A 22,688-nucleotide genomic window follows, 5' to 3' on the forward strand; every position below is an offset into this window, starting at 1 on the left:
ATTATGTCTCGGCCCGGGCCAAGGATTGGAGGTCCTCAATTTTTCCCAGGGCGATTAACACATCGTTCTGCTCGATGGCGGTGCTGGGTGGAGGATTGAAGAGCATCTGGCCGTCCGGTTTGAGTATGGCCACGATAATGACGCCGTATCTGTTTCGGACCGCAGAATCGATGATGGTCTTGCCCAGAAGCTGGGAGGTTTCGCTGATTTTGATCTCCTCCATCGCCAGGGCCAGGTTCTTTCGGGCGACCGCCAGGTCCACAAATTCCACCACGGCCGGGCGCAGGACGAAATTGGCCATGCGGCGGCCGCCGATGGCGTAGGGACAGACCACCTCGTCCGCTCCGGCCGCCCTCAGGCGTTTTTCCGTGATATCATCGTTGGCCCGGCCCATCACGAATATATCCGGGTTGAGGGCCTTGGCGCTGAGGGTTATGTATACGTTATCCGCAGCGGACCCGACGGCGGCGATCAAACCCGTGGCCCGCATGATGCCGGCGTCGAGGAGGATCTCCTCCTCGACGGAGTTGCCGAACACGGCGGGAAAATGCGCCCTCGCCAGCTCCTCTATTTTTTCCATGGCTGCATCAATCACCACGAACGGGACCTTCTGGTAGTGAAATTCCTGGGCGATGACCTTTCCGATGCGGCCGAATCCGCAGATAATATAATGATTTTTCAGGTTTTTTATTTCTTTGGCCAATCTCCTGCTCCCCATAAACTTCAGGATTTCACCCTCGATCAAAAAGCGGGTAAACGAACCCAGCGCCACCGCCGCCACAAGGATGCCGGAGGTCAACAGGATAATGGTGAAAATCCGGCCCTCTCTGCCCAGAGGTTTGACTTCACCAAATCCGGTGGTGGTCAGGGTAATGACCGTCATATAGAGGGAATCGAGGATGTTCCACTTCTCGACGAACATATACCCGATGGTTCCGAAGAGGATAACCAAAAACAGAAGCCCCAGGGAATACCAGATCCTCCGGGTCGAGGTAAAAAATCCCGTATCTATAATGTTGCTCCGTATGCTTTGACGAGGGAATGATCGATGTGGTTGTTTTTCGCGATTTGGGCGAACATCTCTCCCGAGGGTTTGACGGTACGCGCCTGGGTGTCGAAATCCACATGAATCATGCCGAACCGCATGGTGTAGCCCTCGGCCCATTCAAAATTATCAAGGGTGGACCAGAAGAAATATCCCCTCACGTCACTGTCTTCCTGAATCGCCCGTCCGACCTCGGCGATATGCTGGCCCATGTATTTGACCCGGTAGGTGTCGTCCTCGGTGGCCACGCCGTTCTCGGTGACATACAGAGGCTTTTCATAGCGTCTCAGCTCGCGAAGCAGTCGGTAGATGCCGTGGGGATAGTATTCCCCCTCGCCCAGGTGGGAGGTCTCCGCACCCGGCGGAACAATGGTTTCGCCGAAGAGCTGAAAGGGGCTCGAGAGGGAAAACATCACCTGGTCCCGGGCGTAGTAGTTCAGGCCGATGAAATCATACGCTCCCGCGATGACGTCTCTGTTTTTTCGCGAGACCTTTATGAGTCCGTGGGACGCGCCGTCGTAGAGAGCGTCGAGCATGTCCCAGTTGAAGCTTTTCGCCTGCCTGTTGGCCACGGCGATATCCCGCTTGTTTTCCGGCCGGTGGGGATCGAAGACCCGAAGATGTCGGTTGAAGCCGACCTGGGCGTGGGGAATATGCTCCTTGATTTTCCGGTAGGTCAGGGCGTGGGCCAGCAGCATGTGTGAGGCGACCCGAAAACCCTTCAGGAAGCTTTTCCGTCCCGGGGCGTGGGTGCCCAGGATATATCCCATGTAGGCATAGATCATCGGTTCGTTTATGGGCATCCAGAAGGTGACGTCATTTCCCAGGGCCGAGGCGACAACCCCCGCGTAGGAGACGAAGCGCTCTATCGTCTCCGGGTTTGACCAGCCCCCCTTTTTCGCCAGCCACAGCGGTGTGGTGAAGTGGTGCAGGGTCACGAGCGGTTCCATCCCATTCTCGCGCAAGACCACCGTCATGTCTCGATAGTGATCCAGCGCCGCCCTGCTGAAATATCCGGGCGCCGGCTCCACCCGGCTCCATTCCACACTGAAGCGATGGGCGTTGTGATTGAGAGTTTTCAGGAGGGCGAAATCTTCAGGATAGCGTCGAAAGTGGTCGCACGCGTCACCGGAGATGGAGCCGTCGATTATCGTCCCCGGTTTTTGTTCATGCGCCCACCAGTCGTTGTTGGTATTGCCCCCTTCAACCTGATGGGATGAGGTGGCGCCGCCCCACAAAAAGCCATCCGGAAACATATATTCGGTCATGAATGCTCTTCCTCGCTGGGTATATTCATCAGTGAAAAGATCACATCGGCTCGATACGATGTGTGCGCTCACCCGATGTGTCCCGTACGTCGTGAAATTCGTGCGAAACGGCCTGCATGGGGGTCATTCATTATTGTAGCCCATCCAGTTTTTTATTCAAGGAAAAACAGTGATCGTGATCCTGTTGTTTCATCTCCCATCGACAAAAAAAGGGGATGTGCTCGCAGACACATCCCCGCTGTACGCCCGGGTATGGGCGTTTTTATTCGACGGTTACATTGTACTTTTTGCAGATCGTATCGTCCAGTGCGTTTTTCTTCGCAATATCTCCAAAGAGCTTCGCGGAATCGTTGACGGTGCGCTCGAAGGTTTCAAAGTCGACATGGATCATGCCGAAGCGCATGAGGTATCCCTCGTTCCACTCGAAGTTGTCCAGCGTCGACCAGAAGAGATACCCACGGAGATCCACGCCGTCCTGGACGGCCCGGCCCGCCTCGGCGATGTGGTTGGCCATGTATTTCACCCGGTAGGCGTCGTTGTCGGTCGACACGCCGTTTTCGGTGATGTACACCGGCTGACCGTATGATCCGAGGATCTTCAGGAGTCTCCGGATGCCGTGGGGGTAGTATTCGCCCTCGGGCTTGTCTCCGTACGCCCCCTCGTGGGATGTTTCCGCGCCCTCGGGCATAACGATTTTGCCGAAGAGGGTCCCGGGGTGAAAGATGCTGAACTTGATGCTGTCCTTGGAGTAGTAATTGAGGGAGAGAAAATCACTGCTTTCACGGACGGTCGATTTCTCCGTTGCCGGCACCTTTATGCGGCCCGTGGTCTCGCCGGTAAAGAGGGCGTTGATGATGTCCATGTTGAATACCTTATCCATTCGGGCCGCCGCCGCCCGATCCCGCTTGTTGTCCTCCCTGAGGGGATCAAAGATACGCATGTGTTTGTTGAATCCGACCTGGGCGTCGGGATATTTTTCCTTGATAATCCGGTACGCCCGGCCGTGTGCCACCAGCATGTGGGTCATGACGTTGAATCCGGCCAGCGGTTTTTTCATTCCCGGGGCGTAGCTGCCGTCCATGAACGACAGGAATGTATAGACCACAGGCTCATTTATGGGCATCCAGAAGGTGACGATATCCCCCAGGGCGTCCACCATGACGCGTGTGAATTTTTCGAATCGCTCGATCGAGTCCGGATTGAGCCATCCCCCGGTACGGGCAAGCCAGATCGGTGTGGTGAAATGATGCAGGGTCACAAACGGCTCCATGCCGTTTTCCCTGATGCTTTCGGCCACCTGGCGGTAATGGTTTACCTCCACCTTGGAGATGTAGTCCCGGGCGGGCTCCACACGGCTCCATTCCACACTGAAGCGATGGGCGTTGTGATTGAGGGTTTTGAGGAGGGCGAAATCCTCGCGGAAGCGGGAGTAGTGATCGCAGGCGTCCCCGGAGACGGTTCCGTCGGTTATTTTCCCGTAAAGCTGCTCGAAGACGAACCAGTCGTTGTTGGTATTTCGCCCTTCGACCTGGTGTGATGATGTGGCCCCGCCCCAGTAGAAACCGGCGGGAAAAGTAATCGGCTTCATGATACGCCCCTTCTTTCCTGGTTGGTTGCCGTCTCTTTTTTTAATTCGTCTCGTGTATGATGTATCGATATTCACCTGTAGTAAGACAATAGTATTGCAAAAAAAAGGCCCGGCCACAAGAAAAATGGGACGTTGGCACCCAAACAAAAATGTTTTGGCGCATGATTTGTATTATGCTATCTTTTCATCAACAGAGAATAATGTGAATCGATAAAAAAGGGGAGGAATACATGGTCGGTGGATATCGAGTCTCGGTGCTGGCGGCGGTGTGTGTCGTAATGCTTACCGGATTTGCCAAAGGCGAAGAAGCAGACGCCGCCGGCGCGCTTGAAAGGGGTCATGCATATATGGATCGGGGAGAGACGGCCGAAGCCCTGGTGGAGTACGATCGAGCGGTGGAGCTGTCCCGACAGGCCGGGGATACGGACTCTCTTGTAACTTCCCTGAACTGGGCGGGGTTGGCCGCGTTCGGACTGCGTGAGTTCGACACAGCCGTGGAGTATTACCTCGAGGTCGTGGTGATCGAACAGGAGACGGGAGACCGAATCGGCGTGGGAAATGCGCTGGAGTTTATCGGGAAGGCATACATTTTTCTCGAAGAATACGACACCGCCGGCGCATATCTTGCCGAAGCCATGAACATCGCCGTGGAAACCGGGGATGATTCGTTGAGGTGCGATGTGCTTTCGAATATGGGACTGCTGGCCGGTTGGGCCGGCGACTATGTCGGGGCCGAGTCGTATTATAGGGAAGCCCTGGATACGGCCCTGGCACAGAAGGACGATGCCGCTGTCTATTTCGTACGGTCCGATCTCGGCTTTCTGGAGATGCGCCGGGGCGATTACGAAAAAGCGGTCGAACACTTCTCCGGCGCGGTTGACGTTGCCCATCGGATCGGGAATACGGACTTGGTTCGGGACGGCCTGGAAAACCTCGCGTACGCCGAGAAGCGGGCGGGGTTCTATGACGAGGCCATTGAGCACTTCACGGAAATCCTCCATGCCGAAGATGCGCTGGAATATATTGATGCGGATCTTGATCTGGAAATGGACATCGCCGAAACGCTTCGGGATGCGGGGCGATATGAAGAGGCGCTCTCCAGCTATGAGGCGATACGGGTGAAATACCGGGAGCGGGGAGACATCCCGGGCGAGATCGACGCCCTCGGTGGGGCGGCGTGGGCCCTGGAGAGTCTGAATCGTTTTGAGGAGGAGCTTGCCCTCCTGGAAGACGCCCGCGGGCTGGCCCAAAGTATAGGGGATCTCGAAACCGAGGGGACGCTTCTCGTTCGGCTCGGTATGATACTGGCTGTCCTTGGAAAACAGGGGGAGGCTCTCGCCGTTCTTGAAGACGCCCGTGAAGTGAACCGGAAGGCGGGGATACGGGCCATGGAAGCGCAGTCCCTTGTGGGATTGGCCACCGTCACCCTCGATGATCCGGACCGATCTCTGGAATATGCCGAGGAGTCGCTGGAAATCTACCGGGAGCTCGAAGACCGGGTGGGGGAGGGGATTATTTTGGGAATAATCGCCACGGCATACTACAATCAGGGGAAAAGCCTCAAGGCGGCGCTCTATTACAAGAAAGTACTCAGGATCGCTGAAGAGGTGGGAAGCGATTTTCCCCTGGCGGTGGACCCGCTGATAACCGGCATGCTGCTGGTGGGAGCCGGTGAATATAAACATGCCGTTGGGTATCTGGAACAGTCCCTTTCCGCCGGTATGGAAAACAACGATGTTAACACGATCGGCTATTCGGCGGCGTACCTCGGATTTTCGTATAAAAACCTGAAAGACTATGAACAGGGAGTGACATATTACGAGATCGCCATCGACGCCCTTGAGTCCGTCAGAGGAACCATCCAGACCGAGGAGCTTCGCACATCCTACATGTCCGGGAAAATGCAGGTCTATGAGGATATCATAACGATGCTTATCGAATTGGGACGGTATGATGAGGCGTTTGAATTTATGGAGCGCTCCCGATCCCGCTCGTTCCTTGACATGCTGGCGTCTCGGACCATCACGGTGGCGGATGAAGCGGGCAGTGAATACCTCAGACGGGAGCGGGAGCTCCGGCGACTCCTCAAAGATGCGACACTCATGCCGTCCGCCGGTGGCGACGCACAGCCGATTAAAGAGACACGGGAGGCGCACGACGCCCTCGATCGGTCGCTTGACATCCAGAAGGAGTATCTGCGTCTCATCGAAACAATAAAGTCAACAGACCCGAGGCTGGCATCCCTGGTGACGGTCGTTCCCCCCTCTCTGGAAGCGGTCCGGGAGAGCCTCGGAGACGACGTCTGCCTGATTGAATATTTCATCTCCGATGAAAGCTTCACGGCCACAGGAGAAAGCAATCTCTTCGTCTTTGTGGTCACTCCCCGCCGCATCGATGTGCTCACCATCGATACAAATCGTGATTTCCTGGAGGACGCGGTCTCCCGTCTGAGGGATGCCGTTCGATACCTTGACGACGAGGCCTTTCTCTCACTGTCGGTGCAATTGTACGCACTCATCCTGGAGCCGGCCCTGGAGGGGGTCGATGCGGAAACCCTCATTATCATTCCCCACGGGCCGCTTCATTATCTGCCATTCGCCGCCCTCTCCGACGGTGAGAGCTTTCTCATCGACCGGTACGATGTGGTGGTAAACCCCAGCGCCGGCGTCATGGAGTATATCGGCGAAAAAAGAACGGATGATCCCGGGGAAAAAATCATCGCCTTTGGAAATCCGGAAACGCCCCACAGTCCCCTGCCGTTTGCGGAGGATGAGGTGACCAAAATCGCCGCCATCATGGAGCCGGAGGCCGATGTGTCGGTATATCTCGGGTCGGAGGCAACGGAAAAAAGAGGGAAGAGCCTCTTTCGCGAGTATGACCTGGTACACCTTGCCTGCCATGCCTCGTTCGATGAAACCGATCCCCTGGATTCCGCCCTATACCTGACGGCGGGAGGGGGCGAGGACGGTCGGCTGACGGTGGCGGAGCTGTTCGCCCTGGAACTGGACGAGACGATGCTTGTGGTGCTCTCGGCCTGCGAGACCGGACTTTCCCGGGTGACCGGGGGGGACGAGCTGGTCGGCCTGACCCGGGGTTTCCTGTATGCCGGAACGCCGTCGATGGTGGTGACGCTGTGGGAGGTGGCGGACGACTCCACGGCCTCTGTCATGACCCGTTTCTATGAAAACCTGAAGGAAGGACAGACCCCGTCTTCTGCCCTGAACGAGGCCCAGCGGTGGGCGAAATCGAGCACCGATTATAAGAGCCCCTTTTTCTGGGCGCCCTTTGTGCTGGTGGGAAGTTGGGAATGATGGGGAAACTCCGGCGGAACATCAATCTCCGTGGTGTAGACATGTCTTGCATCATACATTCCACATCGGTTCCGTCATAATGAAGAACGCCCCGTATCGCGGGGCGTTCCCTGTCGGACGTTATAGATGTATGGTGTGTCGAAATCCCGCAGTAAAGCCCGACGGACGGTGATTATTCCCAGCTTCCGCGAAAGAGGCGTATCATCTCAACGACGATTCTGGTGATGTCTTTTCGGGCCGAAGCGGTAATTTCATAGGAAAGTGTGGTCTTGGGCGCCTTCTCCATGGCCTCCTTGATGTTCTTCAGGTAGGTGGTGCGCATGGCGGTGGAGATGTTGATTTTTACGGCGCCGTTCTCGATGAGAGAACGATAGTCCCGGTCGGACAGCCCCGATGCCCCGTGAATGGTCATGCCGATGGAAAGAGAGTCCTTCAGGGTCTTGAGCAGATTGAAGTTAAGATTCGGCTTATTGATGTATGAACCGTATACGTTGCCGAAGGACGGCACAAAGATATCTATATCCGTTTCCTTCACAAAGGTCTTGGCCTCTTCCGGATCGGTAAAGGTTTGGGTGACCTTTTTCTCAAGGTCTTCACGTCCCCCCAGTATCCCCAGTTTTCCCTCCACAGCCGCATTGTATACCTCCGCAATCTCGACCGCCTGTCGGGTCAGTTCGATGTTGTCCTTGAAATCGAGAAACGATCCATCGATCATCACCGAGGTAAAGCCGGAGTCCAGGGCGGTGCGAATCTGGTCCAGGTTTTCGGCCATGTTCAGATGAAGCACCACCTTGGCCTCGCGATCCTGGGCCAGGGAGGCGATGGAGCGGCCGAAGGCGCGGATGTCGTACAGTTCCGAAAGCGGCCGAGCCCCGCCCTGGATGATGACCGGGAAGTTCAGCTCCTCGGCGGCGTCCAGTATGGACATGATGAAGTCCGGGTTTCCCGCATTGGTGTCGAAGGCGCCCAGTGCGAACCCGTTTTCCCGTGCGTCTTGGTACTGGTCGATAGCGTCGATAAGGGGCATACATGACTCCTCTTATGTATAAAAAAGGTTGGGAATGATACGAAAAGCATACATGAAAAATGCAGGACATCCTGCATGGAAGTGTCAGGGTATTGTTATCATAGGATAAAATATTTGTCAATTACTTCAAGTCCGCCCGTTTCCTGTTGATTTTTCTCGCAAAATGCGGTATGTAAAATAGGTTGGATATTTAATTCGCCAAAAGCGCACCGGAGAGGAAAAACGGCGTATTTTTGTGTTTACGTGAGGGTGATGTATGAAAAATTTCGTACTCTTGTACGTCAAGGATGCCATGACCACCGATCTTATCACGGTTTCTCCTACTACCAAACTCAAGGGGGTCGAGGGGCTGTTTGACACCTATGATTACAATTTCATCCCTGTTATGGAAGAGGGACGCATGGTCGGGATCGTTTCAAAGCTTGATATACTCAAGCACTTCGTGTTTACTCCCCAATCGATGATCCCCCATTATGACCGGCTCCTGGAGGACGAGGTGCGCCTCGTTATGAACAAGGGCGTGCTGACCGTATCCACCGATACTCCCCTCACCAGAGTGCTTGAGCTGATGGTGGAGACGAAGCTCAGAAGTTTCCCGGTGGTGGACAGTGAGATGAACCTTCTTGGAATCATCTCTCGAGACGACATTCTGAGACAATTACGGGAATGATGACGGGTCGGATGTGCGAGGGAAATACGCGCCTTTCAAGTGTATCAAATCCGATAAAAAAATGATCCAAAAAAGCCATATGTGAGTTCGATGAGACACACCCGATAATCATCGGCGTATCACATAAAATGGAAATATGTATCCTCCTTCATGTTGGTTCAATTTTAATATGTAATATTCAATATGTTGCAAGTCGTGCTGGTTGGAGATGACCGGAACATGACATCACGTCATATGAACATGCAGGAGGTATCTGTTATGACTCATGCAGTGCGTTGGGATACGAAAAATGGGACCATACTTCTGGATGGAAACGGACAACAAGAACGGGTGATACTGCTTCGCCGGGGGTTTTGGGATGGATTCCTGCCCGAAATCGTGGGCATCCTGGGTGAAGACGGTATGTCGATAATGATGAGAAACCTTGTGGAGCGTGTGGGACTGAACGGTGAGTTCGGCGACAAGCTGAGTTTCCGTACATTGATACAGGTGTTCGACAAGCGAATCCTGCCGGTGGACAAGGCAAGCAGCGTTATACATGAGACCGTCACCTGGGATAAGGACGATCGTGAAATCACCGTTTTCGGCGATACCGTCTGGATTCTCCAGGATATCTTCACCATTCAGAGGTTCAAGGATGTTCTGGTGGACGTGCTCGACGAAAACGGAGCCAACGCCATTATCAGGTCCGTCAGCAGAAAAGGCGGCCTGGTGGTGGGAGAAACGGCCCTGAAAAACTACGGCTGGAAGAACATCGATGACGCCTTGGCATCCCAGAACGAAAAGGTGTTTGCCTATACGTTCAGTGTTGCGGGGTGGTGTCGGGCCCGTTCGGCTTACGCAAAAGGACCGGACGGCGAGCAGATGCTGGTGGCGGTGTGTGACAACACCTACGAATCCGAAGGCGTTACCGCGAAGAAGCCGTCGTGTCGCATCCTGGCAAGTTACATGGAGGGATTCTACAAGGGGGTGCTCTCCCGACTGGGGGACAAGGCGGTGGAGTGCCGGGAGGTGACCTGTCGCGCAACCGGAGCCGATCACTGCACGTTCGCCTTCAAAATGAAGGATGCCAAGGCCGCCCCGCTGGAGTGGGACGGTTTGGCCGGTGAGTGGCAGGCCCTGGAAGCCCAGCTTCTCGGGCAGTAAATAGTATACGAGCCGGCGTTTCGCCTTGGACGTATCATGCTGAAAAGCGGGGGACAGCATCCTCCGCTTTTTTGGTATCCATCCCGCCGGGTGACGGACGTGTTGTGGATCGTTATATAGGTTCGATATGCCGTATTTCCTTAATTCCTCTTGCAATCCACGCGATAAAAACTATAGCTCCATTCATCAACATCAAAACGAGTGTATGAAAATCCTTCATTTTGTGTTTTTGAACGACGGTATTTTTTTCTTGACATCTCACCGGGAACACCATATAAACAGCCGGTGAAAGACGAACGTACGTTCATTCGGGGAAACGGGGGTTACGGAGGAGCGGAAAAGGGAGATGGGTGTGGGGAGGGAGAAAGAGAGGTTGGGTAACGTGGAGAGGGCGGCGTCGGAAGCCGTGAAGAAAAGAGACTCGCATAGAAGTTTTTTTATATGATGTTCGGCGAATGAATGTTCGTTCATTTTTGTGGATAAGTTGCCGTATTCAGTAGACGGGTAAACGTTTTTTCAACAAAGCGCATTCTCACAGAACGGTACCCGACGGGACGCGGGGAAGATGAAACGGGTCAAGTCTAAAGTCAAGGACAAGCACCTTGTCGACGAAAAACGAAAAAAAATCGTTGACGGGGCCATCTCCGTGTTCAGCGAAAAGGGATATCCCAACGCCACGGTACGGGAAATCGCCGGGGCGGCGGGGCTGGGGCTGGGGAGCATTTACGATTACGTTAAATCAAAGGACGATATCCTCTATCTCTTTTACGAAAACTACATGAACCGCTTCTACGAGAAGCTCAGCACCGCAGATACCTGCGACGCCGATCCGAAACGTCGGCTCCTGGTCACATACACGGCCCTCATCGATGTCTGCTTCGAGCTTGAAGACCAGGTGATGCTCGCCTACACCCAGGCCCGATATATGAAAAGACATTATCTCAAGGAAATCCTCACCCGAGAGGCCGAAATCGTCGAGAGGTTTTTTGACATCCTTACGGACATGGGAATAGAACGGGGCGATGCGGATCTCCGGGCCAATTTCCTGGTATATTCCGCAGTGTTCGGTGTACTGCGTCGCTGGAATTTGAAAAACCTGCACGATCGGTCGAGCATCACCGAATACCTGATCGATACCAATTTGAAACCGTATGTATAGAGACATAGAAACGAACAATCGGAATATGAAGGAGGAACTGTATGCATCACGACACCACACGTTTTCTGCCTCATAATACCTATGAGGCGCTGCATAAGATGTCCGTGGAGGATCCGACGGGCTTCTGGGGCGGTTGTGCTGAGCATCTTCACTGGTACAAGAAATGGGACAAGGTGCTGGATGATTCGAAAGCGCCGTTTTATCGCTGGTTTCCCGGCGGCAAGACGAATATCTGCTACAATGCGGTGGATCGCCACGCCCTTGGCGCCAATCGCGGCACGGCGGCGATCATCTGGGAGTCACCCACCACCGGCAATTCCCGGGTCTTGACGTACTTCCAGCTCTATCGCGAGGTCAATCGGTTCGCCGGGGTTTTGAAGAATCTGGGCGTCAAAAAAGGAGACCGGGTGGTTATCTATCTCCCGATGGTGCCCGAAGCCGCCGTGGCCATGCTGGCGTGTGTACGTATCGGCGCCATCCACAGCGTTGTCTTCGGCGGATTTTCCGTGGAGTCCCTGGCCGGTCGGATAGACGACGCCGCGCCGAAAATTCTCATCTGTGCGGAAGCCGGCAGCCGGAAGGGGAAAGAGGTACCGCTCAAGAAGATCGTCGATGATTCCCTCGACTACGCCTCACACAAGGTCGATCGCGTGATCGTCCTGGATCGGGGTATCGGAAAGGCGAATCTGAAAGAGGGGCGGGACATCCTCTGGACCGACGCCCTGGAAAAGCACGGCGAACTGTTCGTGGAGCCGGAACAGCTTGATTCCACCGACCCGTCCTATATCCTCTATACCTCCGGCACCACCGGCAAGCCCAAGGGCGTCGTCCGGGATACCGGCGGATACATGGTGGCGCTCCACGCCTCGATGGGGCAAATATACGACGTGGGCGAGGGAGACGTATACTGGTCGACGTCGGACATCGGCTGGGTGGTGGGCCACTCCTACATCATCTACGGCCCGCTGCTCAAGGGCGTACCGACACTGATGTTCGAGGGGACGCCGGATCACCCGGATCCCGGCATCTGGTGGGACGTGGTGGAAAAATACGGCGTGACCCACATCTTCAGCGCCCCCACGGCGCTCAGGATACTCAGAAAATTCCCCGAAAAATGGTTCAATGAGCGGGATCTCAGCTCCATCAAGTACTTCTTTATGGCGGGCGAGCCGCTGGACGAGCCGACGTATCACTGGGCCACCGGGGCCCTGGGAACCAAGGTTATCGATCACTACTGGCAGACCGAGTCCGGCTGGCCCATGCTCACCAACATGCCCGGCGTCGAGTCTCTCCCCATTAAGCCCGGCTCCCCCACCAAGGCGGCCCCCGGGTATAAATTTCAGGTGGTGGATGAAAAGGGCAATGAGATGCCCAGGGGCGAGAAGGGATACTTCATCGCCGAGGGACCGCTGCCGCCGGGAACTCTCATGACCATTTGGGGTGAAGACGAGCGATACAAGGAGACCTACTGGGAGGTGTATCCCGGCAAGATGTTTTACCATACGGGTGACTTCGCCATCCAAGACAAAGACGGCTATTTCTGGATGCTGGGACGGGCCGACGAGGTTCTCAACGTGGCGGGCCATCGCCTGGGCACCCGGGAGGTGGAGGAGGTGATCTCCAGCCATCCGAAGGTCGCGGAGACGTCGGTCATCGGCGTCAAGGACGAGCTCAAGGGCGAGGGGATCTTTGCATTTGTGGTACTCAAGGCGGACGTGGAGCCGTCCGAGACCATCGAGAAAGAGCTGGTACAGCTCATCCGGGAAAAGATCGGCCCGGTGGCGACGCCCAAGGAGCTCAGGTTTATCAAGGCGCTGCCCAAGACCCGAAGCGGAAAGATCATGCGCCGGGTCATCAAGGCCATCGCCGAGGGACAAGCGTTGGGAGATCTCTCCACCATCGAAGACGGTGCCACGGTTGACGAGGTGGGAAAGGCCCTGGAATCAATGGGAATGAAAAAATAGTTGCATCGTGATTCGAGAATAAAGAAACGGGGTCGGCAATACAGCCGGCCCCGTTTTCATTGTGGTGGACAAAACGCATCGGGCGTGATGGAGTTTCGGGCGCCGGATCGTTCGTCTCTTCTTGTGGGTTAAGGTTTTGTTGCGCCGGTATACGGCGGTTGAAGCATGTCGGTTTTGGACACACACCACCGATCGTCCGATCTGTGTCGGGAGGGTTCAGCTCCTAAAGGTAAATACTACTTCCTATGGAAGCGCCTGGCCGAAACAGGTGGTGATGTATTCCGTCCTTTCAGCCGTCAACGGTTTGGTGGCGCACCAAAAAATGCCGTCCGGATTCATGAGCATCTGCTCAAGCAACCGTCGCATTCCCACACGGGAGAGCATGACCCCTCCCAGTTTCGGCCGTATCTTCCTCATCGCCCACAGGACTCGAAATCCGTCTCCGTCCGGCAGGTTCACGTCGATATAGGAAAGATCAACATGATTCTGTTTGACGTGATCGACGGCCTGGCGCCCGTTAGAGACGCACACAACATCATGCCCCAGTTTCCGCATGGTGCCGCTGAGAAGATCTCGCACGCCCGCATCCTCATCAACAACAAGGATATTCATGGCGACACCTCAATTGAAAATAGACAGTGTATATATATTCTACTACCCTGATACAATATTGCATAGTACTTTTTACATTAATTTTTTTTATAAAAATTTTGTTTTTGTGTATGTATCCGTATTCGATTTTGATTTGACAGACTATTGACAAAATACATCCGTCATGATAGCCAGAGAAAGTGTGGAAGATTTTCAACTGGAGGTTGCATGAAGATCATTGTTATCGGTTCAGGAGTTTCCGGATTGACCGCCGCTGCGTTGCTTGCACAAGCGGGCCATGACGTAACGGTTTTTGAGCAGTTTGATACCGTCGGTGGCGTAACCGCCACCATAGAACAGGACGGGTACCGCTGGGATCTCGGCCCCATGCTGGTGCCGGATTTGATGCCGGGGGAACCGGGCGGACGGGTACTGGAAAAGCTGGGAGTTGCCGACAGTGTTTCTCTTTCGAAATCCTACCGGGGAAACGTATTCAGAGATTTCGAGGTGTTTCGGCCGAAACGGCACACGACTCCCTATGGAAGAAAAGAGCGACTCAAGGAGATTTTCCCCCACGAACGGAGGGGGCTGGATGGATATTACCGGTTTCACGAGAGGGTGATGGATGTGATATCCCTCTACAACCAGGAGGGCGTCCTCGCGAAGCTGAAATTCTTTTTCAGGCTGCTCTCGATCCTTCCGCGGAAGAACTGGAGCGCGCAGCGCCTGATGGATCACTACTTCACCGACGAGAGGCTCGTTGCGGCGTTCATCGGGATGCTCGCCGACTACACAACACATCCAAACGAATTCCCGGCCATCTTCGTACCCTTCATCAATCCCGAGGCCTGCTTCGACGAGCGAACCCCCCTGGAATATCCGGGGCACGAGCGCCGATCCTCCTGGACGATGGTGGTGGGCGGCATGCAGACCCTGGTGGACGCCCTGGCGGAGGCGATCGAGCGGTTCGGCGGAGCGGTCAAAACGGGCGCCGCGGTGCAAAAGGTACGCATTGAAAGGGGGAGGGTGGCGGGGGTCGTTCTCGAAGACGGTGCCGGGATTGACGCCGATATTGTTCTGGCCAGCGGCGGCGCCCGGGAGCTGTTTGAGAATATGGTGGGTCGGGAGCACCTGCCGGAAAAATTCTTTCGGGAGCATCTGGATGATTTTTCCCAGACCGATTCGGTCTTCATGGTGCACCTGGGTGTCGATTACGACCCCACGGTTTACCAGCACGGCGCCCCTCTATGTTATTACTACATGACCTACGACATCCCCGGGGCCATTAAGGAGCTCGAAGAGGACATCTATCACGAAGGGAAGGACGGCTTTCTGGTCTTCTGTCTCTCTGCCGTTTCCCCGGACATGGCCCCGCCGGGCCGCCACACGATAACCGTCTATACCATCGCCCCGAATTTTCCAAAGAACGGCTCGTGGGAGGCGGACAAGGAGCGGTGGGCGGACACGCTGCTTGCGTATGCCGAACAGTACGTGCCTGGTCTCAGGGCGCATACCACAACCCGGGTAATCGTCACGCCGGAGGATTTCAGAAAGCGCACGTATCTTGCGCATCACGCGTTCGGCGGCTGTACGCCGAGGTTGGGGAGAAAACCGATCGAGGCAAAGACACCCGTCGAGGGCCTCTGGTTCATCGGGGCTCAGAGCGAGACCTTTGGGGGCGTCACCAGCGGCATCACCGGAGCGAACCGGGTAGTGGAGCGGATTATAAGGGGAAAATAACACATGTTTGGGGCGGCGGCAGCGCCCCGTTTCGTCTCGGCGAGGCACAAAGCGCACCCCGGAATACCGGGAGGCGCTTTTCTATTTGAATTATATAGGGGAACAATGGTATCGCCTTCGGGGAAGACGGCGGTCTTCTTGTTGTATCTGCACAGAGGTGCCCTACGGGCAAAGAGGTGGCGCTACGGCTTCGCCCCGATGAGGGGGAATATCTCCGTGTGAATATACTCGATGATCCGGTCGATTTCGTAGGTATTCTTTGTCTTGGTGGGACCGGTGATGTAAATGGGGCGGTCGGTGAGGTCTCCCATCTCGATGTCCGGCCCGCCCATCACCCCGCCGATGATGCCGGCGTACGGATTTTCAAGTACGATGTCATTGAAGGCGGCCCAGGCCAGGGCCCAGCCCCGGGTGGCGTTATCCAGGTTGTACCCCCCGCCGCCGGTGGCGATCACCTTGGTGCCCAGGGTCGAGAGCTCCTCTGCGATCCTCTTGTAGCTGTTGTTGGTCAGGGAGAGGTTGGTCAGGGGATCGTTGTGCATGGAGTCGGTGCCGATCTGGACGATGAGGGCGTCGGGGGAGAAGGCCTCCAGGGCCGGGGGTACGATGGCGAAAAACGCCTTGAGATAGAGCTCGTCGTCGGTGCCGGGGGGCACCGGGATATTGATGGTATAGCCCCGTCCCTTTCCCGTCCCGAACTCGTATTCGAACCCGGTGCCCGGATAGAGGGTGCGGCCGCTCTGATGGAGGGAGATGACCAGGGCGCCGTCGTCGTCGTAAAAGCCGTGCTCCACACCGTTGCCGTGATGGGCGTCGATATCGATGTAGGCGAACCGCAGCCCGTCCCTTCTCAGGATCTTGCCGGCGATGGCCAGATCGTTGATGTAGCAGAATCCCTCGGCGTGATCGGGATAGGCATGGTGGAAGCCGCCGATGGGATTGAAGGAGTAGGCGCGGCCGTCCGACTCCATCACCCGGCGCATACCCACGATGGTTCCGCCGCTGACCAGGTTGAGCCGGTCGAACATGTCAGAGAAGATGGGACAGTCCGGGGTGCCCAGCCCGGCCATGAGCGTCCGCTCGTCCACCGACCCGCCGCCTGCGGCGTCCAGCGTTTCAAGATATTCCTCGGTGTGGAAGAGAAGAAGGTCATCGGTGGTCAACGGCTCAGGCTCGATAATATTGATCCAATCCCGGTCGAACAGGTCATACTGCATGCACAGATCGTACATCATCTGTGTCCGCTCGGGTCGGAAGGGATGGTCCGGGCTGAGTTCAAACTTCGATGAGTCCGGAGAGTATATCAAAAAGCTGTTCATGTGAACGGGAACGCCGTGGGTGTATCATAAAAGGGCGGAGGCCTCGCTGAGAACACTTCGCCGGGTGTCATCAGCCGATATCCACTCCCCTGAATTATATATGATGCAGGGGGCAAGTCAAAGGAAAACCGTACATCGCCCCTCTTCTTTGCCGATGGAGACCGAAAATTCGTATGCCCGGGAGTCGAAAGGAACGGACGCCCTCAGCGGTTCATTCCGGCGCACACCAGCCCCCCCGCCACGGCACCGATCAGGCCGGAAACCGTCCAGGTCAACACCATCGGGAACGATATCTGGAAGCTGCTGTAGGTGATGACCATGCCCGGTATTGTTGCGATGATCCAATAGGCGAATCCGTACAGAGCCCCCCGACCCCAGGCACTTTTCCCCCTGAATGTGCTCTTCACCCGGTTCCAGAACCAGGCAAGGGCGAGCCCCATGACGAAGGGATAGGCGAAGTAGATGGACATGAGCGGATCGTTCCAGGCGCGGAATAGCCAGATATTGGCGTATTCCGCCATCAGGCCCGGCAGCACCAGGTTCGAGAGAAATGCAAGTCCCATCTCCACGGCCAGCATCGCAAGCCCCGCCAGAAGACCCGTTACGATAATGTTTCTGAACATTGTAGACACCTTAAAATTTTATAAAACAAAGTCATGATAAATAGAAAAACATCTTGATCTTGATGGACTGATAAAGTATATCATATCCATCCGCTGGTCTCATCCTTCTCTGTTTTGAATGAATATGTGCCGTCACTTTGCTTTGAATGCTCGGTGTATGGAGGGTCTCCCGTGTCTTGCGGTCCTTCGGTAAAATACGATATAATGGAATAGTATATATAGTAAAGGAATATGCTGGCACGTGGGAGGGAACACGCGGTTCGGTTCGGATTTCCACGGGGCGAGAGGTGTATCATGACCGCAACAGGAAAAATGGCGACGAATATGGCGATTCACTCGGTGATGGATTCCATCGAGGAGATCATCGGCGAAAAGGCCCTGAGAATTATATTTCGAGCCGTGGAAATGGAATACTTGTTGGACGACCCGCCGCCCTATGACTGGGAGCCCTGTATTTCCACCGAGGACCAGGTGAAGATCTACTGGGAGGTGGAGAAGCTTCTGGGTCTCAACGGTGCTCTCGGCGTGTGGCGCCGTATCGGATATAACAACATCAAGCACGCGGTCGAGACGGCACATGTGCTGGACGGCTTTGTCGATCTGGAGCCGGTGGAGAAATTTCAAAAGGCGCTGGAGCTTGCGGTTATAGGATCAGGAAAGGGACGGGCCGTGCCCAACGATGAATACGGCGCGGACCTGGACGTGTTCGACTGTCTTCTCTGCAAGAACGACACCGCGGACAAGCCGATCTGTTCTTTGTATGAAGGGGTGATGCAGTATATCAGCGAGTGGGCCTTCGGGAAGGGTGCGTATCTTCCCCGGGAGACACAATGTATGGCCAAGGGGGATTCGACCTGCTACTTCGTCCTGGTCAAAAAGTGACGGCAACCCCTGCTTTCCAAAAACAGTTTATTTCATGCTCCACCGGCGGCGCATCACGGCCGCCGGTTTTATGTAGAGTGTCGGCGGTATTCACGGGGTGATCGGATGGACGGTATGCGCCGTGTGCGCTATGGATATCGGGGGAGGTCCCGCACCTTTTTGTAATACTTCACCGCCCCCAGCTCTTTCATGCTCTCGTTGTTGGCCCGCCATTTCTCCAGGAGTGGTCCGGACATCCCCGAGCGGTCGCAGGGGAACAGGTCGCACTGGAAGCAGAAATCGACCCCCCGCTCCACGACGCATTCCCGGACCCTGCAGAGGGAGAAGGGACACTCACCGCTGCGGCACGATCTGCAGGACCCGTGTGCGAAGTAATCCAGGAGCGCACGGAACGCCTCGTACCCTTCGAACACCGGGTCAACGGCGGAGAACAAGCGCTGGGCGTAGGAGCCGAAGTTCGGCCCCAGGGCGTCGCCCAAAGCGGCACTGAGCTGCTTGATTTCGCCGTCGATGTGGAGAGCGCACTTACCACAGTTCAGCCCGCAGGGGGCGATCTGCTCCCTGACGGTGTCGTATGACACGGTTTCCCGATCATCGGTCATGACAGAATCCTTTCAGATGACGAGACCGACGTCAAACGTATCACGATATGGATGGAATGCCAATCGGAAAAATGTGAGGAAAGCAAGCATATGATCGTCCGCCCTGGGGGCGGCTCCTCACGAGGAGGCGGCCCGGCAGTTTCGTACGTACTCGTCGATGAGGCGGTCGTATTCCGCCATGAGTCGCCTCACCTGTGGGTGGTCCACCCGGAAGGAACGGCCGTCGATGGTGTGGATGGGCAGGAGCTTCGCCGACGTGCCGGTCAGGAAGGCGGCGTCGAATCCGCCCAGGTCACGCCGGTGCACCCTGGTCTCGATCAGGGGGATGTCAAGACGTGCGGCGATCTGGATGACCTTCATGCGGGTGATGCCCGGCAGCACGTCATTCTCCGGCGGGGTGATCAGGGTGTCGTGATCGACCAAAAAGACGTTGTGTTTACTTCCCTCGGTCAGAAACCGGTCGGCGCTCTCCAAGAGCAGGTCGTGGTGCCCGCTCTTTTCCAGCTTTGTCCGGAGTCTTCGCCTGAGCTCAGGGTTGTACTGTTTGACGGTCGGATTGTGTCTTTCTCCGGAAAAGATCCCGACGCTCACACCATTTTGATACATGGCGTCTGCGGGGTACCGGCTGGCGATGAAGGAGATGAGACAGACGTCTTCCGACGGATTGCCTCCTCCCAGGGCCACCTTCACATTGCCGGTCGTCAACCCTGTGTGTCGCACAAGCTCGCCGATGAAATCGGAGAGGTGCTCCGCCGGCACTTTAAGATGCGTGTCGGTAAGCCGCGCCGAGCGGACCAGGCGGGCCGCGTGCTCTTCCAGGAAGAGGGGGACGCCATCGATGATCCTGACGACCTCGTAGACGAAGCCCATGACCTTGCTTGTGCGATCGGCCAGCTCATCGATGGGGCGGATGTCGCCGTTGTCGATGAAGTGGGTGCCGATCGGCTCGTCCGAGAGGAAACCGGTGGGTGTCATATATATCCGGATCGGGGCGGCCCCGTTATTCCGGGGCCGTCCCGGCGTATCGATTTGGAAAGAAATCCGAGGCGATGTTCCATCGGGCGGATTTTGTAATCACATATATTTCAGAATGGATTCCGAGGTGATTTCGCCCGCGCGGACGCCCTTGGCCACCTCGTCCACCGCATTGATGAAGCTGTCGACGACCTGGTCCGACACCGGGTCGCAGATGAACTGGATGAGCATCGGCTCGTACACCGGGAACACGAACTTCTGGCGGTCAAACAGCCCCGCCATGAAGGAGAGGTAGTCGTGATCGCCCACGTCCAGAAGCAGCGGAGTCAGGTCGTTTTCCCATATTTCAACGCCCTCGACGGCGTTGAGGCCGTCGATGTAGCGCTTCCTCACCTCGATAAAACGCTTCGCCAGATTCATGTATCCGGACTCGCCCAGGTACATCATCACCGCCCAGGCCGACGCGATGGACCCGGCGGGAAACGACCCCAGGATCGCCTCGGTGTTGTAGGGCCCGGACGGCCAGTCCGACGGATGGCACCAGTGGTGCTCCTGCAGTTCCTTGTTGCGGAAGAGGATGACCGAGCAGGGCTTCGCCGAGTACCCGTATTTGTGCAGGTCCGCAGACAAACTCATCACGCCGGGGACGGAGAAATTCCACTTGGTCGGGATGGGAAAGCCGAGCTTCTCCACCCAGGGGGCCAGAAATCCCCCCAGGCAACCGTCGGAGTGCATCCACAGGTCGTGTTTCCGGGCCAGGGCCGCCAGCTCCTCGATGGGATCATAGAGACCGTAGGGCCAGCAGGGGGAGGAGCCCGCGATCATGATGGTGTTCTCGTTGATTGCCGCCTCCATGGCCGCCACGTCCGCCCGGAAGTCCGGCCCCACCGGGATGCGGTTCAGGGTGATGCCGGTGTAGTGGCACCACTTGCTGAACGCGGCGTGGATGGTATAGGGGGCCACGATCTCAGGCGCGGTGATGTGGGGCTTTGTGGCCTTGGCCCACTGACGAGCCGCGTTGATGGCGCAGTAGAGACTCTCAGAACCCCCGGAGGTGATATTCACTCGGGCGTCGTCGCCTGCGTCCAGGATTTCCACCACCATCCGCTTGACCTCCTGCTCGAGGGTCTGCATGCCGTGGGCGATCTCCTTGACCAGCATGTTCTTCTTCAGATACTTGTTGAAGGCCATCTTCGAGACTTCGTTGACCTCGTAATGATCCTGGAGCGTGGTGGCGTAGATCATTACGTGGCCGTCCACCGGCTTCGCGTCTTCGTCGTAGATATCGTTCAGCCTTTTTTCGACGTCGTCCGCGCTCTTTCCCTTATTGGGAAATACCGGGTGATCGAAAACAACGTCCTGTCCCTCTCCGAAATAACCCATATCATGCCTCCTTGGTATTCACAAAACGGTTGTGTGAACGCCGGCGACGATCCGTCCCGGCGGCGATATATGATACTGATTTATAAATCCTGTTTCATGCCCAGGAATTTCTTGATGTGCGTCTTGAAATACTTGCCGTACTCCTCGACGTCCCGGACGTATCCCGCCACGGCCCAGTAGTAGTCGAATCCCTCCAGCAGCATCATCACGAAGACCGCCGCCTTCTCCGGTTCCTCGACGTCTATGACGCCCCGGGCCGTCCCCAGCTCGATCTCCCGGACGAGGAATCCCTTGAGCCGATCGTACATGAGGCTGAACCGCTCCCGGACCCGCTCGTTCATCAATGAGAGGTAGAAGCAGGAATAGAAGACGCGGTAGTCGACGATTTCCGTCCATTGTCTGCCGAAGATGATATCAAGGGATGTCTCCAGGCGCCGGTCCGGGTCGTCGATGCCGGCGACCAGCCCGGCGAACGCCTCCTCGTATCGGTCGGTGATGAAATCGACCAGGGAGACGATCATCTCGTCCTTGGTGGAAAAATAATAGGTGATGAGGCTCTTGTGGACCCCCGCCCGCTTCGCGATGCGGGAGAGGGTGGCGCCCTCGATGCCGTCATCCCTGATTACATCGCAGACATGCCCGAGCAGCTCCAGGCGTTTCTGTTCCGATCTGTTTTTCCGTCCCATGTTGTTCTTTGTGTGTTTTTCTATATAAATTAGTTGGCCGACCGTATAAACTATTCGTGAATCGTACGCCTGTTTTTGATTGCTGTCAATGGTTTTTTTAGTTTTTTCGTATTGGGAGAGGGGCACGAGGAAATCGTGCGTATGGGGAATCCTGGTGACAGTCCCAAGGTGTATCATCGGACGAAGATGTATTGTCCACGAGATTTTTTCGCCTTTTTTTCGTCCGTGGATTCTCTATATTAATTTTTCCTTCTTTCAAACTTGCGTTTGATAGACGAGATTAGTAAATAGATGAAAATTGCTGAAAAACTTAATTGTAAAAAAGTTAAAAAGTAGATTGATGTGCCATCAAGTAGGACATCATATTGAAACTTTCCCATAGTCATGACAACAAGACTATACATAAGTGCATGTATATAGTCATATATGAATTTTGAAGAAATAAATTGAAGAGTGAATGCGATTCTGTAATCAATAGGATTTCCATTAATAATAAGACCACCAGTCAGCAGATAGAGTGAAGGGAAAATTAGAGTGGTAGACACTAGCCAAGCAAAAGCTCTTAGCGGTCGTTCATAATATAAAGAAAATAGTCGATGAAGAATAAGAACTAGCTGCATAGCTGTCCTGAACGAGACTTGAGTTGACAGTGGCCGTACCTCCCGGCATGTCAATGGCGGTTACACAGTCATAACCTGCCGATCCAGAT

Annotated in this window: 18 protein-coding genes; 7 read left to right on the plus strand and 11 right to left on the minus strand. The window is 55.5% G+C overall.

Annotated features, from left to right (window positions below; translation table 11 throughout):
* Position 1: 1 nt before the first annotated feature.
* The 3 genes from JW885_04935 to JW885_04945 form a co-directional block, all read right to left on the minus strand.
* Positions 2–952 carry a potassium channel protein gene (locus tag JW885_04935; protein ID MBN1881499.1) on the minus strand — a complete coding sequence of 317 codons (951 nt, stop codon included), beginning with the start codon at positions 950–952 and terminating at the stop codon, positions 2–4.
* 56 nt (positions 953–1,008) lie between these two features.
* Positions 1,009–2,313, minus strand: a complete 1,305-nt coding sequence (locus tag JW885_04940; protein MBN1881500.1) for a family 1 glycosylhydrolase — start codon at positions 2,311–2,313, stop codon at positions 1,009–1,011.
* Between the two features lie 262 nt (positions 2,314–2,575).
* Complete coding sequence (locus JW885_04945) at positions 2,576–3,901, minus strand: family 1 glycosylhydrolase (GenBank protein MBN1881501.1); 1,326 nt, start codon at positions 3,899–3,901, stop codon at positions 2,576–2,578.
* 230 nt (positions 3,902–4,131) lie between these two features.
* Here JW885_04945 and JW885_04950 point away from each other — a divergent pair, with 230 nt between their 5' ends.
* On the plus strand, positions 4,132–7,212 hold the full coding sequence (locus JW885_04950; GenBank protein ID MBN1881502.1) for a CHAT domain-containing protein: 3,081 nt from the start codon (positions 4,132–4,134) through the stop codon (positions 7,210–7,212).
* A gap of 172 nt (positions 7,213–7,384) precedes the next feature.
* On the opposite strand, the gene JW885_04955 is transcribed toward JW885_04950, so the two are convergent.
* Positions 7,385–8,239, minus strand: coding sequence for a class II fructose-bisphosphate aldolase (locus JW885_04955; protein ID MBN1881503.1), 855 nt, complete (start codon positions 8,237–8,239; stop codon positions 7,385–7,387).
* Between the two features lie 256 nt (positions 8,240–8,495).
* On the opposite strand from JW885_04955, the gene JW885_04960 reads away from it, so the two are divergent.
* From JW885_04960 to acs, 4 genes are all read left to right on the plus strand, one after another.
* The gene (locus JW885_04960; GenBank protein MBN1881504.1) at positions 8,496–8,909 is read left to right on the plus strand and encodes a CBS domain-containing protein; all 414 of its coding nucleotides are present in this window, start codon (positions 8,496–8,498) and stop codon (positions 8,907–8,909) included.
* 258 nt (positions 8,910–9,167) lie between these two features.
* Positions 9,168–10,055 (plus strand): hypothetical protein, encoded by an 888-nt coding sequence (locus JW885_04965; protein MBN1881505.1) that lies wholly within the window; start codon positions 9,168–9,170, stop codon positions 10,053–10,055.
* Positions 10,056–10,620: 565 nt separating this feature from the next.
* On the plus strand, positions 10,621–11,214 hold the full coding sequence (locus JW885_04970) for a TetR/AcrR family transcriptional regulator (protein ID MBN1881506.1): 594 nt from the start codon (positions 10,621–10,623) through the stop codon (positions 11,212–11,214).
* 41 nt (positions 11,215–11,255) lie between these two features.
* Positions 11,256–13,178 (plus strand): acetate--CoA ligase, encoded by a 1,923-nt coding sequence (gene acs / locus JW885_04975; GenBank protein ID MBN1881507.1) that lies wholly within the window; start codon positions 11,256–11,258, stop codon positions 13,176–13,178.
* 243 nt (positions 13,179–13,421) lie between these two features.
* Here acs and JW885_04980 read toward each other — a convergent pair whose 3' ends face one another.
* Positions 13,422–13,790 (minus strand): response regulator, encoded by a 369-nt coding sequence (locus tag JW885_04980; protein MBN1881508.1) that lies wholly within the window; start codon positions 13,788–13,790, stop codon positions 13,422–13,424.
* A 207-nt stretch (positions 13,791–13,997) separates the two neighbouring features.
* Between JW885_04980 and JW885_04985 the strand changes: the two genes are divergently transcribed.
* On the plus strand, positions 13,998–15,509 hold the full coding sequence (locus JW885_04985) for an NAD(P)/FAD-dependent oxidoreductase (protein ID MBN1881509.1): 1,512 nt from the start codon (positions 13,998–14,000) through the stop codon (positions 15,507–15,509).
* 182 nt (positions 15,510–15,691) lie between these two features.
* Here JW885_04985 and JW885_04990 read toward each other — a convergent pair whose 3' ends face one another.
* Both JW885_04990 and JW885_04995 read right to left on the minus strand, forming a co-directional pair.
* Complete coding sequence (locus tag JW885_04990; protein MBN1881510.1) at positions 15,692–16,744, minus strand: acetoin utilization protein AcuC; 1,053 nt, start codon at positions 16,742–16,744, stop codon at positions 15,692–15,694.
* 287 nt (positions 16,745–17,031) lie between these two features.
* On the minus strand, positions 17,032–17,451 hold the full coding sequence (locus tag JW885_04995; protein MBN1881511.1) for a hypothetical protein: 420 nt from the start codon (positions 17,449–17,451) through the stop codon (positions 17,032–17,034).
* 294 nt (positions 17,452–17,745) lie between these two features.
* Between JW885_04995 and JW885_05000 the strand changes: the two genes are divergently transcribed.
* Positions 17,746–18,333 (plus strand): hypothetical protein, encoded by a 588-nt coding sequence (locus JW885_05000; GenBank protein ID MBN1881512.1) that lies wholly within the window; start codon positions 17,746–17,748, stop codon positions 18,331–18,333.
* A gap of 128 nt (positions 18,334–18,461) precedes the next feature.
* On the opposite strand, the gene JW885_05005 is transcribed toward JW885_05000, so the two are convergent.
* The 4 genes from JW885_05005 to JW885_05020 form a co-directional block, all read right to left on the minus strand.
* A complete protein-coding gene (locus JW885_05005; GenBank protein ID MBN1881513.1) occupies positions 18,462–18,935 on the minus strand; it encodes a DUF3795 domain-containing protein in 474 nt (157 codons plus the stop codon).
* A gap of 117 nt (positions 18,936–19,052) precedes the next feature.
* Positions 19,053–19,910 (minus strand): aminotransferase class IV family protein, encoded by an 858-nt coding sequence (locus tag JW885_05010; GenBank protein ID MBN1881514.1) that lies wholly within the window; start codon positions 19,908–19,910, stop codon positions 19,053–19,055.
* 99 nt (positions 19,911–20,009) lie between these two features.
* Positions 20,010–21,293: an aspartate aminotransferase family protein gene (locus JW885_05015; GenBank protein ID MBN1881515.1), complete on the minus strand. Its 1,284-nt coding sequence runs from the start codon at positions 21,291–21,293 to the stop codon at positions 20,010–20,012.
* A gap of 80 nt (positions 21,294–21,373) precedes the next feature.
* A complete protein-coding gene (locus JW885_05020) occupies positions 21,374–21,979 on the minus strand; it encodes a TetR/AcrR family transcriptional regulator (GenBank protein MBN1881516.1) in 606 nt (201 codons plus the stop codon).
* Between the last annotated feature and the right edge of the window lie 709 nt (positions 21,980–22,688).

The sequence above is a fragment of the Candidatus Zymogenaceae bacterium genome (genome assembly GCA_016931225.1).
In the GTDB taxonomy this organism is placed as follows: Bacteria; Desulfobacterota; Zymogenia; order Zymogenales; family Zymogenaceae; genus JAFGFE01.